Consider the following 16,551-nt stretch of genomic DNA (forward strand, 5'->3'; position numbering starts at 1 on the left):
GTCGCCTTAGCTGTCCGTGGGGCCCGTGCCGCCGAAGACCCAGCCCACTCCGGTCCCGAAGGCCAGATCCAGCAGGGTGACGATGAGCATCATGATGACCACGAACACCAGCACCACGAGGGTGTAGTTGATCAGTTCCTTGCGGGTCGGTGCAACGACCTTCTTCAGTTCGCCAATGACCTGGCGGACGAAGAGTGCGATTCGAGCGAAGAAGCCTGCCTTGGGGGCATTCTTGGCGGGGCGGCCACTGGAGCTGCTTGCAGCCGTTTCGGTCACCTAGTCCTCACTCATCCTCGCAATGTCGGATACCCGGCTCTGAACTGAACCATGGTTGCTGCGCTTGCTCCGGAGAAACCGGAACAGCTTGCGCAGGGCAGACAGGACTCGAACCTGCAACCTGCGGTTTTGGAGACCGCTGCGCTACCAATTGCGCCACTACCCTATGGAGCGAAAACCAGTTCCGGCCTTTTCCCCAGACTTTCCTGAGGCGCAGACCATCATCGTGTTTTCAACACCGGAGAACCAGTCTACGCAACAACTGCGCCTACGTCGAACCGGCCCCGCCGGACCGTCCCGCCTTACCGAGAAAACAGGGGAAACCGAGGCGGTAAACCGGCTGCAAAAACCATCTGACCAACATGCAGTCACATTTCCACGCCGGCACCGCGGACGATCCGGTGAACAGCATAGAGTAGGTTCCGTCGAATCCCACCAACAGCCACCGAAGCTGCTAGCGAAGAATGGACCCGCGATGACTGCCGCCCGCGTTTCACAGCGTATTTCCGCCATAGCCGAATCCGCCACGTTGGCAGTTGATGCCAAGGCGAAGGCGCTGAAGGCGGCCGGCCGGCCGGTCATCGGCTTCGGCGCCGGCGAGCCGGACTTCCCGACCCCCGAATACATCGTGCAGGCAGCCATCGAAGCCGCCAGCCAGCCCAAGTACCACCGCTATTCACCGGCGGGCGGGCTGCCGGAACTGAAGCAGGCCATCGCGGCCAAGACCCTCCGGGATTCCGGCTACAAGTGCGAGGCCGCCCAGGTGCTGGTCACCAACGGCGGCAAGCAGGCCGTGTACAACACCTTCGCCACGCTGCTCGATCCGGGCGACGAGGTCATTGTCCCCACGCCGTTCTGGACCACCTACCCGGAAGCCATCCGGCTCGCGGGAGGCGTGCCGGTCGAGGTCTTCGCCGGACCGGAGCAGGGATACCTGGTCACGGTGGAGCAGCTGGAGGCCGCCCTCACGGACCGCACCAAGATCCTGCTCTTCGTCTCCCCTTCCAACCCCACCGGCGCCGTGTACTCACCGGAGCAGGTCAGGGAAATCGGGCAGTGGGCCGCCGCCAAGGGACTTTGGGTGGTCACGGATGAGATCTATGAGCACCTGACCTACGACGGCGTGCCCTTCACGTCGATTGCCACGGCCGTCCCGGAGCTGGGCGACAAGGTGGTCATCCTTAACGGGGTTGCAAAGACCTATGCCATGACCGGCTGGCGCGTGGGCTGGATGATCGGACCGGCCGACGTCATCAAGGCCGCCACCAACCTGCAGTCGCACGCCACGTCCAACGTCTCGAACATCATGCAGATCGCCGCCGTCGCCGCAGTGTCGGGTCCGCTGACCGCCGTCGAGGAGATGAAACTCGCCTTCGACCGCCGCCGCAAAGCCATCGTGGCCGGACTGAATGCCATCGAGGGCGTCGAATGCCCGACGCCGAAGGGCGCCTTCTACGTCTACGCGGACGTCCGCGCCCTGCTCGGCAAGGAGTTCCCGTCCGCGAACGGTCCGGTCCGGCCGTCGACGTCGGCGGAGCTGGCCACGCTGATCCTGGACGAGGTCGAGGTGGCCGTGGTTCCGGGCGAGGCTTTCGGCCCCTCCGGCTACCTGCGCCTCTCCTACGCCCTGGGCGACGAGGACCTCGCCACCGGCGTCGCCCGGCTGCAGGACTTCCTGGGCAAGGCGAAGTAGCAACCCAAACCCCCGATGCGCTATCAGGTAGGGTCCTTATTCCAGTGGGATAAGGACCCTACCTGATAGCGCATCCTTGGTTAGAGGAGGCGGCGTTCGGCGGCCCAGCGGGTGAGTTCGTGCCGGCTGGAGAGCTGGAGTTTGCGCAGCACCGCCGAGACGTGGGTCTCCACGGTCTTGATCGAGATGAACAGCTCCTTCGCGACCTCCTTGTAGCTGTAGCCGCGCGCGATCAGCCGCATCACCTCGAGCTCGCGGGCGGAGAGCCGGTCCAGCTCGTCGTCGGCAATGTCCGCCGGGGCGGTCCCGAAGGCGTCCAGCACAAAACCCGCCAGCCGGGGCGAGAAGACGGCGTCCCCGCCGGCGACGCGGCGGACGGCGTCGGAGATTTCCGCCCCGGAAATGGTCTTGGTGACGTAGCCGCGGGCGCCGGCCCGGATCACGGAAACGACGTCCTCGGCCGCGTCCGAGACGCTGAGGGCCAGGAACCGGGTGCCGCCCAGCAGTGGCGCGGAGCCGGCCAGCACTTCGCGTCCGCCGCCGCCGAGCCCGCCCGGCAGGTGCACATCCAGGAGCACGACGTCGGGGCGCACGGCGGCGATCACGGCGACGGCGTCCTCCACCGTGCCGGCCTCGCCCGCCACAACGATGTCCGGGTCGAGGTCCGCCTTCAGGCCGGACCGGAAGATGGCGTGGTCGTCCACGATCACCACCCGGATCCCCTGGGCCGGGCTCCCCGCTTCGGTGCTGCTCACAGTCTTGCCTCTCCGTTGCTGTTCGTGGGGGCAGCCCCGGCGGGTGCTCCCGCTGAGAGGGGCAGCCTGAGCCGCACCTCGGTGCCGTCCGGGGTGCTGTTGATGGTGGCGGTGCCGCCGTGGCGGTTCATCCGGCCGACAACCGACTCGCGGACCCCCAGACGGTCGGCGGGGACGGCATCCGGGTCAAAGCCGGGACCGCGGTCCTTCACGAAGACCTCCGCCGCGCCGTCGGTGACCTCCAGGTACACCGACACGGCGCCGCCGCCGTGCCGGGCCGCGTTCAGCATGGCCTCACGGGCGGCCTGGACCAGTGCCTCATGGCGTTCGGTCATGGCGCAGTCGCCCACCGTGACGACCTCGACGGCGTGGCCCAGGGAGTCTTCCACTTCCGCCGCCGCGGTCTTGATGCCCTCGGAGAGCTGACCGGCTTCCTTGCCCGGGTCCCGGTACAGCCAGCCCCGCAGCTCGCGCTCCTGGGCCCGGGCCAGGCGGACGACGTCGGTCTCGTTGCCGGCGCGGCGCTGGATCAGGGCCAGCGTCTGCAGCACGGAGTCGTGCAGGTGGGCGGCGATCTCGGCCCGTTCGGTCGCGCGGACCCGGCCGGCCCGTTCCGTCTCCAGGTCGCGCCAGAATTTCAGCCCCCAGGGCAGGAGGACCAGGGCCACGCCGCCGAGCACTGCCACCGAGGACAGCAGGGCAAGCCAGGTCTGTTCCCAGGACCCGGAGCCGGACACCATGACCAGGACTCCGCTCACGACGAGGGCCAGCCCGGCCGCAAGGCGGGCCCAGCCGCCGGCCTGGTCCGCCTTGGTCTTGTCCACGAGGCCGGCACGGCGGGTCTCGTCCAGCTGCATCCAGGCGATGGCCGCGCCGCCCAGGATGGCAGCTACCGGGATGAGCGTCCCGAGTGGAACATCCACACCGAGCATGCGGGCGATCAGGATGCCGGCGGCCAGCAGCAGGCCCGCCCCGAGCAGGATCTCCTTGCCGTAGCGCATGCCGGTGACACTGCTCCACCAGGAATCGGCAGGAACCGCTCCTGCCGGTGCGGCTGCCGGCGCGACCGCCGGGGCAATCGGCGACGCCGGCTGGCGGGCATTGCGTTTGGCGCTTTCGTCCGCGGTGGGAACCATGATCCAGAGCCAGGCGTAGAAGGCGACCCCGGCGCCCCCGGCGAGCGCGGCCACCGCCATGCCAAGGCGGACCATACGCACCGGCCAGCCCAGATGCCGGGCGAGGCCGGCACAGACCCCGGCAATCACCCGGTCGCTGCCGCGGACCAGCGGCGGGCGGGAAGCGGCGGTTGTCATGACTCAATCCAAACATGGATCAGGGTTCCCCGGACCCGTTTTCAGCCGTAACCGGGGGCGACTCAGGGACAGTTCAGGGTGGTCCCCAGTAGAGCGGATCCGCGGCGGACGGGAGGATCGAAGTATGAATCCGCACACTGAGCACCCCGATGAAGGCACCGCCCCTTCGGGCGGCAACGCCGGACAGCCCGAAGGGCAAAATACAGGGCAAAATACCGGGACCAATAAAGGGATAAATACAGGGCCAATGGCAGGGCCCTCCGAAGGGCCTGATGCAGAGCCGACCGAAGGGCAAAGTACCGGAGAGTCCGCAGGACGGCCGGCCGGTCAGACGGCGGACACCTCCGCCACCCTTCCCCTGGATACTTCCGCGACCCTCCCCCTGGACTTCCCGGCCGGCGCCCGCCCCGAGGCCCCCCGCGGTTCCGCCGCGGACCAGCGGCCCGCGGCCGACACCTCCGCCACCCTTCCGCTGGACACCTCCGCCACGCTCCCCTTGGACTTTTCCGCGGGCGCCGGCGGCGCGGGGACGCCCCCGCTGCCCCCACCGCCTCCGCCGCCCTACTACGGTGCGACACCCCCGCCGGCCGGCAGCCAGCCGCAGAACTTCTTCGACTGGATCCGCAGCCAGGGCGTCTACCGGGGCCGCGAGCGCTGGGTCGGGGGCGTCGCCAGCGGCATTGCTCAGCGCCTCGGCATCGACCCGCTGATTGTCCGCGGCATCCTGGTTGTCCTGGCAGTCTTCGCCGGCGTCGGCGTCCTCCTCTACGGCATCGCCTGGGCCCTCCTGCCCGAACCCGACGGCCGCATCCACGTCCAGGAGGCCGCCGCCGGCCGCTGGTCGTCCGGAATGACCGGCGCCCTGATCACCACCATCATCGGCTTCCCCAGCCTGGGCACCGGCGTCTGGGGCTGGGACCGCTATGGCTTCGGCGCCTTCATCTGGACCGTCTTCTGGGTCGGCGGCGCCATCTACCTCGTCTACTACCTGACACAGCGCAACAAATCCCGGAACGGAGTCACGTCCATGTCCTCGAGCCCCCGGACCGGCGGCCCGGCAAACCCCGACTATCCGCCGAACCCGATCACCCCGACCTACTCGTCAGACCCGTCAGACCGGTCAAACCCGTCAATGTCGTCACCGTCGTCAATGTCGTCAACTTCGGCAACACCCTCAACACCGACCGCCCCCTTCGCCGCGACCGGCTACGGCGCGTCGGCCCCGCTGCCCCGCTACGGCGAGACGACGGTGCCAGGCCCGGCCTGGGGCACGCCTCCGCCCGCCGGTCCCACGCCTCCCCCGGGGGGCGGCTACCAGCCGGTGCCCGGCGGCGGGCCCGTCCCGCCGGCCAAGGACCGGAACTTCGGCCCCGGGGCCCCCGCCGTCGCGGTCACCGCCGGACTCGCCCTGCTGGTGGGCGGCGGGCTCAAGGCCCTCGACGTCGCGAACGTGATCGACCTCGGCACCTCCAGTAACGCCGTCGTCTGGGCCAGCGCCGCGGTGGTCCTCGGGCTTGGCATCCTCGTCGCCGGGCTGCGGGGCCGCACCTCGGGCATCCTCGGATTCTTCGCCGTGGTCGCCCTGATTGTCGGCGGCATCTTCAACGTGCTTCCCAACGCCGACCGCTTCCGCCCGCAGAACGCCGACTGGTCACCGGTGAGCGTCGAGCAGGCCCGGGCCGGTTTCGACATCACGGCCGGCACCGGGACCGTGGACCTGACGAGGCTCGCGATCAACCCGCCGCTGCGGACCGACGTCGTGGTCCCCATCGACGCGACGGCGAGCAACCTCACGGTGGTCATCCCGGACGACGTCCCGGTACAGATCCGCGCCGACATGACCATGGGCAACCTCAATGAGGGCAGCCAGAACCACGGGGGCATGACCAACCAGCGAAGCTACTACAACACCGACAAGCCTGGAGAGACGCTGATCGTGGAGATCGACGGCACTTTCAGCAACGTCACCATCAGGGAAGGGAACTGACATGAGCAGCTATGACGCACCGACCGGCAGCACGGAACACCGCGGCCCCGCCGCGCCCCCGCGGTCCGCTCCCCCGGAGCCGCCGGAGGATTCCCCGGCCCGTGTCGGCACCATCGTCTGGGGGCTGATCGTGGTGGCCCTCGCCGTCCTCATCATCGTCGCCCAGCTCGGCATCGTGGCGCTCAACGGCACCTATGTGGTGATCGGCCTGATGATCGGCGCCGGGGCGGCACTCGTGATCGGCGGGCTGCTCTCGGCCCGCGGTCGTGACAAACGTGACAAAGCAGCACCGACAGGGAAGTCTTGAGCCATGGAAAAGTTCTTTAGCACCGTCCGGGGCCTTGGCCTGAAACGTGGTCCGCAGCGCTGGTTGGGCGGTGTCTGCGGCGGGATCGCCGCCAAGCTGAACGTGGACGTCGCGTTCGTCCGGATCGCATTCCTGCTCTTCGCCCTGCTGCCCGGACCGGCCTTCGTGCTGTATCTCGTGGCCTGGCTGCTCCTGCCGGACCAGCGGAACGCCATCGTCCTCGAGTCGTTCCTGGCGAAGCGCCCGAACCGGCCCTGAGGCCCCGCTCCGCGAGGACCCAAGTGCCCCTGCCGCCGGCGGGGGCACTTGGGCGTTGTCATGGTTTGTGTCCTGCCCCACATGCGCCATTAGACTCTAGGTGAGCTCAGCGTGGCGCTCTGCCTGTAACCCTTCGAACCAGGATTTGAGCCGAAACATGAAAATTGGAATCCTCACCAGCGGCGGAGACTGCCCCGGACTGAACGCCGTCATCCGCGGCGCCGTCCTGAAGGGCATCGCCGTCCACGGCCACGAATTCGTGGGATTCCTGGACGGCTGGCGCGGCGTTGTCGAGGGCGACATCATCGAGATCCCCCGCACCATGGTCCGCGGCATCGCCAAGCAGGGCGGGACCATCCTGGGCACCTCCCGCACCAACCCGTTCGAGAACAACGGCGGGCCCGAGGTCATCAAGGCCAACATGGACCGGCTCGGCATCGACGCCCTCATCGCCATCGGCGGCGAGGGGACCCTGGCCGCGGCCAAGCGGCTCACCGACGCCGGCCTGAAGATCGTCGGCGTCCCCAAGACCGTCGACAACGACCTCGACGCCACGGACTACACCTTCGGCTTCGACACCGCCGTCGAGATTGCCACCGAGGCGATCGACCGCCTGCGCACCACGGGAGAGTCCCACCACCGCTGCATGATTGCCGAGGTGATGGGCCGCCACGTGGGCTGGATCGCGCTGCACGCCGGCATGGCCTCGGGCGCCCACGCCATCCTGATCCCGGAGCAGAAAGCCTCGATGGAGCAGATCGCCGAATGGGTCACCTCGGCCCGCGACCGCGGCCGCGCCCCGCTCGTCGTCGTCGCGGAGGGGTTCGTCCCGGATGACCAGGAGTCACCGCACTCCGAACGCGGGCTGGACACCTTCGGCCGACCGCGGCTGGGCGGGATCTCCGAACGGCTGGCCCCGGAACTGGAAGCCATGACCGGCATCGAAACCCGGGCGACCGTCCTGGGCCACATCCAGCGCGGCGGGGTCCCCACCGCATTCGACCGGGTGCTGGCGACCCGCCTGGGCATGGCGGCCATTGACTCCGTCGTGGAACAACGCTGGGGCACGATGGTGTCCCTCAACGGCACCGACATCGTCCACGTGGGCTTCGACGCCGCGCTCGGCAACCTCAAGACCGTCCCGAAGCACCGCTACGACGAGGCCGCGGTCCTCTTCGGCTGAGCCTCTGGTTCCGCCGCGCCGGGCCCGACGCGCCCGTGGGTAGGGTGGAGTCATGACACTTGAGCCCGGTTCGGTCGACATCATCCTGCTCGCGTGGGCCCGCCGCCTGGGGCTCGACGACGGCGCCTTCGCGGCCGCCGCGGGGGTCCGCATCACCCGCGCCGATGACACGGCCCGCGCCGTCCAGTTCGTCCGGCTGTTCGGCAACTCGGCCCTGGTGGGCCCGCAATGGGCGCTGGACGCCGCCGTGGGGCTGTCCGACGAGGAACTCGCGCAGCATGTCACCCTGCTGACCATCACCCGCGACCACGGCGGCCACGGGCTCGGCGCCGCCGCGCTGTTCTTCGCGGACGACCTGCCCCTGCGCCAGCCCGCGGAGGAGCTGACGGTCTCGCACGGCCATCCGGAAGCGATCGAGCTGGAGGCCGCCTGCCCGCCGGATGACGTCAACGAGGTGGGCCTCTCGGGCCTGGAGCACCGCTTCACCATCCTGCACGCGGAGGACGGCCGCCGGACCCCCGTGGCGTGCGGGGCCTACACCGAGTGGGAGGGCATCCTGGCCCAGATGGGGGTGCTGGTGGCCCCGGAATGGCGCCGCCAGGGGCTGGGCTCCCTGGCCGCCTCCATCGCGGCGCACGAGGCACTCGCCTCCGGGCTGACGCTGCAGTGGCGCTCCGACGTCAGCAACAAGGGCTCGCTGGCCATCGCCCGCAGCCTGGGCTTCACCGCCGGCGGCATCCAGACCAGCGTCCTGCTGGGCTGAGCCGGAGGCCGCTGACGCGCGGGGCCCGGGACAGCGTCAGCGGGACGGTGCCCCGGCATCCCGGGCGCCGGCCGTCGCCGCAGGCTTGAGGGCCATGGCCCAGCCCTGCATCGGCTGGGGCTTGGCGAAGAACAGCGCCACCGCCGCGCCGAGCAGGATCACCGCGGCGGGCAGCAGCATGGACTGGCCCATCGCCGTCGAGAAGCCCTCCTGCAAAGCCTCGGGAAGGGCCCCGCCAAACGACATCGGGCCCGCCTCCCCGGCCCCTCCCTGGGCTGCCGGGAGTTCCGCCGCGAGCCGCGCCTGGATCAGCACCGCGATCGCGGCGCTGCCGAGGACGGCCCCGATCTGGCGGGTGGTGTTGTAGACCCCGGCGCCGGCTCCGCCTGCCGGGGCGGGAGGTTCCGGGTCGCGGTGGTGCTCAGCGGCGCCCAGATGCCGGCGTTGGCGAAGCCGAGCACCGCGCTGGGCAGCAGGAACAGCCAGATCGGCGTGTCCGGGTGCATCAGGAAGGCGTTCCAGAACAGCGCCACGGACATCAGGACCAGGCCGGCGGCGGTGATGAACTTCGGGTTGACCCGGTCGATGATCCGGCCCAACACCGGGGCCAGCCCGCCCGAGATCAGGGCCATCGGCACCATCATCAGCGCGGACTGCGTCGGGGTCAGGCCCCGGACCACCTGGAAGTAGAAGATCAGCGGCAGCGTGAACGCGGTAACGGTGAAGCCCACGGTGGTGATGCCGATGTTGGCGAGGGAGAAGTTGCGGTCTTTGAACAGGGACAGCGGCAGCAGCGGCTCGCCCTTGTTCACCTTCTGCCAGACCACAAACACCACCAGCACGGCGATCCCGGCGATGATCAGCCCCCACACCGTGACGGGTCCGGCGATGGTGCCCCAGTTGTAGGTCTCGCCTTCCTGGATTCCGAACACCAGCAGGAACAGCCCGACGGCGCTGAGCACAACGCCGGGGATGTCGAACTTGTGCGGGTGGGTGCTCAGCGCCGGGACGAAGCGCAGCGCGAGGACGAAGCCGACGATGCCCACGGGGACGTTGATGAAGAAGATCCATTCCCAGCCGAGCCCGTCCACCAGGACGCCGCCGAGGATCGGCCCCAGCAGGGTGGCCAGGCCGGCCGTCGCGCCCCAGATGCCCATCGCGGGGCCGCGCCGGTCCGGCGGGAAGATCCGGGTGATGACCGCCATGGTCTGAGGCGTCATCATCGCCGCGCCGAAGCCCTGGAGCACCCGGGCCATGATGAGCGCCTGGACGTCGCCGGAGAGCCCGCACCAGAGCGAGGCGGCGGTGAAGACCACCAGGCCGGAGAGGTAGAGCTTCTTGGGGCCGAAGCGGTCACCGAGCCGGCCGGTGATCAGCAGCGGCACGGCGTAGGCGAGGAGGTAGGCGCTGGTGACCCAGATGACCGAGTTGATGTCGGTGTTGAGGCCCTCCATGATGCGGGGGTTGGCCACCGACACGATGGTGGTGTCGATCAGGATCATGAAGAAACCGATCACCAGGGACCAGAGTGCCGGCCACGGCCTGGCGACGTTTTCCACGGGATTCCTTACGGATTGAAAGAATGGCGCTCATAGTTCTTAGGAATTCGTCGCGGCCGAAGCCCCGGATGGGCTCAGCCCAGCAGCGTCAGGATGTCTTTGCGCTCGAACATCTGCGCGGCGGCACGGGCGGAGGGCGTGCCGGCGTCGGGGTCCGCGCCGGCCTCCAGCAGCGCCTGCGCCACTTCCGTGTAGCCCTTGAACACGGCGCCGGCGAGCGGGGTCTGGCCCCGGTCGTTGGCGCTGTTGGCGTCTCCGCCGTGCTGCAGGATCAGCCGGACGGTGTCCGCGTGGCCGTGGTAGGCCGCGAGCATCAGCAGGGTGTCCCCGGCCTCATTGGTCAGGGTGGCCGGGGCTCCGGCGGCGAGGTAGCCGGCCAGCAGCGGGGTATCCCCCTGCCGGGCGGCGTCGAAAAGCTTGTGCGCCAGGGCCAGCGTCTCGTCGTCCGGCGCTGCTCTGTCGGTCATCGGGTTCCCCGCAGGAAGCCGGTCTGGCGGCCCACGACCTGGCCGGCGTCGGGGGCCACAATGAGCTCCTGCGCCGCGGTGTAGGGCTCTTCGCCGTCGACGACGGTCAGGACCTCCTCCGGCGCGACGGACCGCTTGACCACGGCCAGGGCCACCGGCCCCATCTCGTAGTGCTGCGCCACCGAGGTCACGGTGCCGACCTTCCGGTCCCCGGACCGGACCTCGCTGCCGACGGCGGGCATGGTGTGCTGGGAGCCGTCGAGCTGCAGGAACACCAGCCGGCGCGGCGGGTGGCCCAGGTTGTGGACCCGGGCGACGGTTTCCTGGCCCTTGTAGCAGCCCTTGTTCAGGTGCACGGCGGTGCGGAGCAGGTCCAGTTCGTGCGGGATGGTCTTGTCGTCGGTTTCGGCACCCCAGCGCGGCCGCCAGGCCGCGATGCGCAGCGCCTCGGCGGCCCAGATTCCGGCGAGCGGGCGGTCGCCGACCGTGGCTTCCAGCTCGGCGGCCGGGACGAGGTATTCGAACCAGGGCCGTTCCAGCCCGGGGTGGGCGTCCTCCGCGACCACGGCGTAGGAGTAGCCGCCGGCGCCGACATGCGGCCAGGGGTCTTCCCAGACCAGCAGGCCGGACCATTCCGGCACCCGGTGGGTGGATCCCAGCACGGCCCAGTCCGCCGAGGCGTCAGCGATCTCGACGCGGAGCATGAACTTCATCCTGTTGAGCCATTCGGCCAGCGGAGCGGCCTCGGCCGCCTCGACGATCAGCCACGTGGTCGCGCCGTCGTCCACCACCCGGGCGTCGAACTCGATCCGGCCCTGCACACTTAGCAGCAGCAGTTCGCTGGACTGCCCGGGGGCCAGGCTGGTGAGCTGCTGGGAGGACAGCGTGTTGAGCCAGCTCAGCCGGTCCGGCCCGGTGACGGTGACGACGCCGCGGTGGGACAGGTCCACGACGGCGGTGCCGGCGGCCAGCGCCCGCTGTTCGCGCAGCGGTTCGCCGTAGTGGGAGGCGACGCCGGCGTCAGCGCCGCCGGCTTCGACGGCGCCAGGGCGCGCCAGCAGGGGGCTCTTGATAGTCATATGAAGTAGAAGTCCTAACGGGCTAGCGGTATTCCGGATTCTCGAAGTCAAACCTTGTCCCGGCCTTCCAGGCCTCCGGCAGGTTGCCGTAGGCCGGGATGCCGCCGGCGTCCTTGAGCATCCGGGCCAGGTGCAGCAGGTTCCACGTCATGAACGTGGTGTTGCGGTTGGTGAAGTCGCTCTCCGGACCGCCGGAGCCTTCATCGAGGTAGCTCGGGCCCGGGCCGACGGCGCCGATCCAGCCGGCGTCGGCCTGCGGCGGAATGGTGAAGCCGATGTGCTGCAGGCTGTACAGGACGTTCATGGCGCAATGCTTGATGCCGTCCTCGTTGCCGGTGATCAGGCAGCCGCCCACCTTGGGGTAGAACGCCCACTGGCCCTTGTCGTTGAGCTCGCCGGAGTGCGCGTAGAGCCGTTCGATCAGCTTCTTGGTCTGCGAGGAGTTGTCGCCCAGCCAGATCGGTCCGGCCACGATGACGATGTCGGCGTCCCGGACGGCCGGATACAGCTCCGGCCATTCATCGCTCGCCCAGCCGTGCTCGCGCATGTCCGGGTAGACGCCGCTGGCGATGTCATGGTCCACGGTCCGGATGACCCGTGTGCTGACGCCGTGTTTGTCCATGATCCGGCGGCTGACCTCGATCAGGCCCTGCGTGTTGGATTTCTCCGGGGACTTTTTGAGGGTGCCGTTGAAATAGACGGCCTTGAGGTCGCTGAAATCGGCGGTTTTCCCGGACATGGCAGCTGTGGCATTCACTGTGGTACTCCCTGCGGTCGCTACGGACAAAGGAAAATCAGTGAGCCCTCACCACGGGCGGTGCGGCGCAGTGTTCAGCCGCTCAGGTGACCTTATGGAGGATGGCGGACGCGTGCGCTTCCAGTCCGCTACCGCCGGCAGGGGCCTTGCCCGTGGCCACGTCCCAGCGCCAGAGCAGGTTGCCGTCCACGAGTCCGAAGATCCGGGTGGCGGCCGTGTACTCCTTGGAGTGGCTGCCGCGCATCACCATGTCGGTGCTGAGCTGGATCTGCGGGCCCTTGATCTGGCCGTAGTACAGCTCGGAGATCCCGCCGGGGTGGGAGATCGACACGGAGATGTCGAAGCCGCCGTCCTTGTTGCGCAGGGCCTCGACTTCGTCGGCGCTCTTGAGCACGGGAACGATGTCCGCCGGGATCAGCCCGGGGCCGCCGTCTTCCTCGCGCTGCTTGCGCTCCAGGGCCCAGAAGCCGGTTTCGACCGTCAGCGGACGCAGCCTGGTGCCGTCGTCGTCGGTCAGCCAGCTCTCGGCACGGTACTGCAGGTACGGCAGGCCGTTGTGCGTGAAGGAGACGTGTTGCAGGAAGTGCTCGGAATCCTCTTCCCCGGCCCCCAGCCGGCCTCGGCCCTCCCACTCACCAATGAGCCAGGACAGCGGAACGATTTCGGGGGTCAGATCTGTAGGTATTTCAATCGGCACAGCAGCTACCTCTGGAAACGAAGACGGCTAGTTATTTCTGGCTGTTACTTCTGGCCCTTGAAGAGGCGGTACACCACGAAGCCGGCAAACCAGGCCATGGCCAGGCTGGCAACGCCAAGGAGGACAAGGAAGAAGATTTCAAATGCAAGTACGGACATGATGCCATCCTAGCGCTTTAGAAGATGAGTAGTTTGTCTATGAAGTACGCCAGCGAACCGACGGCGGACACCGGGCCCAGCCCGATTCCCAGGGCTGCCGCAAAGCTTAGCGATTCACCGCGGAGGATGACCAGCCGGCGGAAACTCACCAGCACGGCCCCCACCACCACGCCGACGATCGCGGCCGGGATCACGGCGATGTCGGAGAATACCAGGCCCGCGAGCGGTCCGGCCAGACCGGCGGCGACGACGCCCAGCGGCGCCACCACCCGGTCCGGCCAGCGGATCAGGCCCGCCAGCAGGGCGATCGCGGCGCTGATCGCGGCGACCAGGACCATCTCACGGACGCCGTTGAAGCGGGTGCACGCGATCCACCCGGCGCCCAGGCAGGACAACAGAACGCCGGCGGAGGAACCGAGAATGGACTCCAGGCGCTGCGACTGGCCGGTGCCGCGGATCAGCTGCATCACGAAGATCGCCATCACCCCGGCCGCCATGAACGACGGCGTCCAGTCCAGGAACCCCGGGGCAGGAAGGTACGTGGCGGCGACGGCGGCGCCCACGCCCGGGAGGCCGATCAGCACGGCGAGGGTCTTCCTGGCAGGGATGCCCAGGAAGTGCGGCCAGCCGATTCCGACGGCGGCGGCGATCAGCACCCCCACCGCCAGCAGTGCCTCCGGCGAGGTGTAGGACGCGCCGACGATCGCGGCGAGTCCGGCCAAGCCGATGACGCCGATGGACCAAGCCCTCACTTGTTACCAGACATGTGTGTTTGCGTCATCCGTCTTCCGGCCATCGTTTTACTTTCGCTCACTGCGGACCCACTTCGACCTGATCTTTCGCCATGGGGCGGCAGGCCCCGACGGATCAATCCTGCCCTATGTGACCGTTTTGTGTCGCAAAAGAACCGGACGCGGGTGACCGGGGCATGTCCGGCAAGGGGCCTTTGGGTATACTCGGACTCAGCTACAGACGCCCAACGATGCGCGGACACCCCTTGGAGGAAACATGTCGCACATCCTGCTATTGACGAACAGCACCGGATCATCGGTGGACGTCCTGCCCGCTCTGGAACTTCTGAACCACCGGGTCCATATTCTCCCCGCCGAGCCGACGGCGCTGCTGGAGACCGACCCCTGCGACATCGTCCTGCTCGACGCCCGCAAAGACCTCGTCGGCGCACGTTCCCTGACCCAGCTGCTCAAGGCCACCGGCCTCAGCGCCCCGCTCATGCTGATCCTGACCGAGGGCGGCATGGCCGCCGTGTCCTCGGCGTGGGCGGTCGACGACATCCTGCTCGAATCCGCCGGACCCGCCGAAGTCGAGGCCCGCATCCGCCTGGGCGTCGCCCGGGCCGTGCCGGACCAGGACGACGCGCCGACCGAAATCCGGGCCGCCGGCGTCGTCATCGATGAGGCCAGCTACACCGCCCGGGTCAACGGCGCACCGCTGAACCTGACCTTCAAGGAATTTGAACTGCTCAAGTACCTGGCGCAGCACCCCGGCCGGGTCTTCACCCGCCAGCAGCTGCTGACCGAGGTCTGGGGCTACGACTACTACGGCGGCACCCGCACGGTCGACGTCCACGTCCGGCGCCTCCGGGCCAAACTCGGCGCCGACCACGAGAACCTGATCAGCACGGTCCGCAACGTGGGGTACCGCCTGACCCTGGTCCGGCATCCGGAGGAAGAACTCACCGAAGCCTGACACGGCAACCGCGCCCTGCACCTCAGCCCGCACTTCAGCCCCGCAGGGCGGCGGTATAGACCATCAACCCCGTGTCGAAGGGACCTTCATACCCCGCCGCTTGCCGTCCGGGGCGACTCTGGGCATGATTCCGGCCCCTTGGGCCCGGTGTCCGCGGCGTGTCCGTGTCAAAGTGCCCCCGGACCGCGTCACCCCGTTCGGTGAGCCCGCAGCCGTTTGCGTGACGCACCGACGGCCTTTACGAAGCCTCCGGGCAGATCACGGCGCACATGCGGCGCCGATCCGCCCTGATCTGCCCGCCGCCCCGCAGATCGGGGTTGGCGGTCTGGAACACGAAAAGCCCCGGACAGGAGTCCGGGGCTTTCCTTTTCTTCAGTGGAGGACATACGGGTCGAACGTATCGAGGCCACCCCAGTGGTGGATCCCCCTCGCCGCCAGGCCAGCGGAACCAGAAACAAGTTCTGGACCGAACAGCCGGACGAGATATCGACTATACGTAACAGTTCCGGAATCAGCAAAATCGGCCCCGCCCGCGCGGCAGCGTATAGCCTTGCACCATGAGTCCTGCGCACCCTGAGAACTGGTCCGTCCTCGCCGCCAGGGGGGCCGCGGATCCGCAGCTCCTGAAGGACGTCAAAGCCCTCGCGGCCGCCGCGGAGGAATCCGATGGCAATCCGCCGCTGTCCGAGCAGACGCTGGTGACGCTCCGGACCGCGGACGCCGAGGGAACGCCAGGCACCCATGCGGTGCTGACCCTCGCCCTGTACTGGCCCGATGAGAGTTCCGACCCGGCGACGGCGCAGGATCTGGCCGGCGTCGCCGTCGTGATCGAGGAACCGGACGGCACGGGCGTGCTGGAGATTGCCGTCCACCCCAGCTACCGCAACCAGGGGGTGGCGACCCGGCTGGTCGGCGAGCTCCAAGCCACCCGCGGCTTCGCCGGCCTGAAGGCCTGGTCCCACGGCAACCACGAGGCCGCGGCCGACCTCGCCGCCCGCTACGGCTACGGCCCGGTCCGGGAGCTGTGGAAGATGCGGCTCGCCGGCTCGACGGCGGAGCTGCCCGACGTTCCGCTGCCGGACGGGGTGACGCTGCGCGCCTTCGTCCCGGGCCGGGATGAGGACGCCTGGCTCGCCGCGAACCGGGCCGCCTTCGCGCACCACGCCGAGCAGGGCAACATGACCCGCGCCGATCTGGACGCCCGGATGGCCGAGCCGTGGTTCGATCCCGCCGGTTTCCTGCTCGCTGTCGACTCCTCGGACCGGATCCTCGGCTTCCACTGGACCAAGGTGCACCCCCGGCACGGGGACCACCCGGCGATCGGCGAGGTGTACGTCGTGGGCGTCACCCCCCAGGCGCAGGGCACCGGGCTGGGCAAAGCGCTGACCGTGGCCGGCATCCGGCACCTGCAGCGCCAGGGCCTGCACGCCGTCATGCTCTACGTCGATGCGGACAACGCCCCGGCCGTTTCGCTGTACCGGAAGCTGGGCTTCACCCGCTGGGACGTCGACGTGATGTATGCCCCGCTGGCGGGTGGTTAATCCAGTCGGCGGACATCTTGTCTCCGCCCGGGGAAATCTGCACTCCGCGAA

At 68.8% G+C, this 16,551-nt stretch carries 16 protein-coding genes, 1 tRNA gene and 1 pseudogene; 8 read left to right on the plus strand and 10 right to left on the minus strand.

Annotated features, from left to right (window positions below; translation table 11 throughout):
- Positions 1-6: 6 nt before the first annotated feature.
- Together secE and AC06G6_RS14960 are read right to left on the minus strand one after the other, a co-directional pair.
- Positions 7-276 (minus strand): preprotein translocase subunit SecE, encoded by a 270-nt coding sequence (secE, locus tag AC06G6_RS14955; protein WP_479823261.1) that lies wholly within the window; start codon positions 274-276, stop codon positions 7-9.
- Between the two features lie 93 nt (positions 277-369).
- Positions 370-442, minus strand: a tRNA-Trp gene (locus AC06G6_RS14960).
- Positions 443-751: 309 nt separating this feature from the next.
- Between AC06G6_RS14960 and AC06G6_RS14965 the strand changes: the two genes are divergently transcribed.
- Positions 752-1,969 (plus strand): pyridoxal phosphate-dependent aminotransferase, encoded by a 1,218-nt coding sequence (locus AC06G6_RS14965; protein ID WP_479823263.1) that lies wholly within the window; start codon positions 752-754, stop codon positions 1,967-1,969.
- An 80-nt stretch (positions 1,970-2,049) separates the two neighbouring features.
- On the opposite strand, the gene AC06G6_RS14970 is transcribed toward AC06G6_RS14965, so the two are convergent.
- On the minus strand, positions 2,050-2,724 hold the full coding sequence (locus AC06G6_RS14970) for a LuxR C-terminal-related transcriptional regulator (RefSeq protein WP_479823265.1): 675 nt from the start codon (positions 2,722-2,724) through the stop codon (positions 2,050-2,052).
- Positions 2,721-4,037, minus strand: coding sequence for an ATP-binding protein (locus AC06G6_RS14975; RefSeq protein WP_479823267.1), 1,317 nt, complete (start codon positions 4,035-4,037; stop codon positions 2,721-2,723). Before AC06G6_RS14975 ends, AC06G6_RS14970 begins: the two co-directional genes overlap by 4 nt.
- A gap of 247 nt (positions 4,038-4,284) precedes the next feature.
- On the opposite strand from AC06G6_RS14975, the gene AC06G6_RS14980 reads away from it, so the two are divergent.
- The 5 genes from AC06G6_RS14980 to AC06G6_RS15000 all read left to right on the plus strand — a co-directional run bounded on the left by AC06G6_RS14980 (position 4,285) and on the right by AC06G6_RS15000 (position 8,535).
- Positions 4,285-6,024, plus strand: a complete 1,740-nt coding sequence (locus tag AC06G6_RS14980) for a PspC domain-containing protein (RefSeq protein WP_479823269.1) — start codon at positions 4,285-4,287, stop codon at positions 6,022-6,024.
- A gap of 1 nt (position 6,025) precedes the next feature.
- Entirely contained in the window at positions 6,026-6,331 is a 306-nt protein-coding gene (locus AC06G6_RS14985) for a hypothetical protein (protein ID WP_479823271.1), read from the plus strand.
- Positions 6,332-6,334: 3 nt separating this feature from the next.
- Positions 6,335-6,589, plus strand: a complete 255-nt coding sequence (locus tag AC06G6_RS14990; RefSeq protein WP_307465614.1) for a PspC domain-containing protein — start codon at positions 6,335-6,337, stop codon at positions 6,587-6,589.
- 157 nt (positions 6,590-6,746) lie between these two features.
- The gene (locus tag AC06G6_RS14995) at positions 6,747-7,772 is read left to right on the plus strand and encodes a 6-phosphofructokinase (RefSeq protein WP_479823273.1); all 1,026 of its coding nucleotides are present in this window, start codon (positions 6,747-6,749) and stop codon (positions 7,770-7,772) included.
- A gap of 52 nt (positions 7,773-7,824) precedes the next feature.
- Positions 7,825-8,535 (plus strand): GNAT family N-acetyltransferase, encoded by a 711-nt coding sequence (locus tag AC06G6_RS15000; RefSeq protein WP_479823275.1) that lies wholly within the window; start codon positions 7,825-7,827, stop codon positions 8,533-8,535.
- Positions 8,536-8,571: 36 nt separating this feature from the next.
- Here the strand turns inward: AC06G6_RS15000 and AC06G6_RS15005 are convergent.
- The 6 genes and pseudogenes from AC06G6_RS15005 to AC06G6_RS15030 form a co-directional block, all read right to left on the minus strand.
- Positions 8,572-10,094: pseudogene (locus AC06G6_RS15005) on the minus strand (DHA2 family efflux MFS transporter permease subunit).
- A gap of 74 nt (positions 10,095-10,168) precedes the next feature.
- Positions 10,169-10,561, minus strand: coding sequence for an ankyrin repeat domain-containing protein (locus AC06G6_RS15010; protein ID WP_479823277.1), 393 nt, complete (start codon positions 10,559-10,561; stop codon positions 10,169-10,171).
- Positions 10,558-11,640, minus strand: coding sequence for a CAF17-like 4Fe-4S cluster assembly/insertion protein YgfZ (gene ygfZ / locus AC06G6_RS15015; protein WP_479823279.1), 1,083 nt, complete (start codon positions 11,638-11,640; stop codon positions 10,558-10,560). Before ygfZ ends, AC06G6_RS15010 begins: the two co-directional genes overlap by 4 nt.
- 22 nt (positions 11,641-11,662) lie before the next feature.
- Positions 11,663-12,379, minus strand: a complete 717-nt coding sequence (locus AC06G6_RS15020) for a flavodoxin family protein (protein WP_479828706.1) — start codon at positions 12,377-12,379, stop codon at positions 11,663-11,665.
- Between the two features lie 100 nt (positions 12,380-12,479).
- The gene (locus AC06G6_RS15025) at positions 12,480-13,094 is read right to left on the minus strand and encodes a nitrobindin family protein (RefSeq protein ID WP_307465627.1); all 615 of its coding nucleotides are present in this window, start codon (positions 13,092-13,094) and stop codon (positions 12,480-12,482) included.
- A gap of 175 nt (positions 13,095-13,269) precedes the next feature.
- Complete coding sequence (locus AC06G6_RS15030; protein WP_479823281.1) at positions 13,270-14,004, minus strand: permease; 735 nt, start codon at positions 14,002-14,004, stop codon at positions 13,270-13,272.
- A 256-nt stretch (positions 14,005-14,260) separates the two neighbouring features.
- Between AC06G6_RS15030 and AC06G6_RS15035 the strand changes: the two genes are divergently transcribed.
- Together AC06G6_RS15035 and mshD are read left to right on the plus strand one after the other, a co-directional pair.
- Positions 14,261-14,959 (plus strand): winged helix-turn-helix transcriptional regulator, encoded by a 699-nt coding sequence (locus AC06G6_RS15035; protein ID WP_307465631.1) that lies wholly within the window; start codon positions 14,261-14,263, stop codon positions 14,957-14,959.
- Positions 14,960-15,516: 557 nt separating this feature from the next.
- The gene (gene mshD / locus AC06G6_RS15040; protein ID WP_479823283.1) at positions 15,517-16,500 is read left to right on the plus strand and encodes a mycothiol synthase; all 984 of its coding nucleotides are present in this window, start codon (positions 15,517-15,519) and stop codon (positions 16,498-16,500) included.
- The last annotated feature ends 51 nt before the right edge of the window (positions 16,501-16,551 follow it).

The sequence above is a fragment of the Arthrobacter sp. CJL-S3 genome (genome assembly GCF_056711635.1).

Coding starts and splice junctions, on each gene's coding strand:
- AC06G6_RS15035 (WP_307465631.1), top strand. CDS start 14,261: ATGTCGCACATCCTGCTATTGACGAACAGCACCGGATCATCGGTGGAC.
- AC06G6_RS14975 (WP_479823267.1), bottom strand. CDS start 4,037: ATGACAACCGCCGCTTCCCGCCCGCCGCTGGTCCGCGGCAGCGACCGG.
- AC06G6_RS15010 (WP_479823277.1), bottom strand. CDS start 10,561: ATGACCGACAGAGCAGCGCCGGACGACGAGACGCTGGCCCTGGCGCAC.
- AC06G6_RS14995 (WP_479823273.1), top strand. CDS start 6,747: ATGAAAATTGGAATCCTCACCAGCGGCGGAGACTGCCCCGGACTGAAC.
- AC06G6_RS14985 (WP_479823271.1), top strand. CDS start 6,026: ATGAGCAGCTATGACGCACCGACCGGCAGCACGGAACACCGCGGCCCC.
- AC06G6_RS14965 (WP_479823263.1), top strand. CDS start 752: ATGACTGCCGCCCGCGTTTCACAGCGTATTTCCGCCATAGCCGAATCC.
- AC06G6_RS14980 (WP_479823269.1), top strand. CDS start 4,285: ATGGCAGGGCCCTCCGAAGGGCCTGATGCAGAGCCGACCGAAGGGCAA.
- ygfZ (WP_479823279.1), bottom strand. CDS start 11,640: ATGACTATCAAGAGCCCCCTGCTGGCGCGCCCTGGCGCCGTCGAAGCC.
- mshD (WP_479823283.1), top strand. CDS start 15,517: ATGAGTCCTGCGCACCCTGAGAACTGGTCCGTCCTCGCCGCCAGGGGG.
- AC06G6_RS14990 (WP_307465614.1), top strand. CDS start 6,335: ATGGAAAAGTTCTTTAGCACCGTCCGGGGCCTTGGCCTGAAACGTGGT.
- AC06G6_RS15000 (WP_479823275.1), top strand. CDS start 7,825: ATGACACTTGAGCCCGGTTCGGTCGACATCATCCTGCTCGCGTGGGCC.
- AC06G6_RS15020 (WP_479828706.1), bottom strand. CDS start 12,379: ATGTCCGGGAAAACCGCCGATTTCAGCGACCTCAAGGCCGTCTATTTC.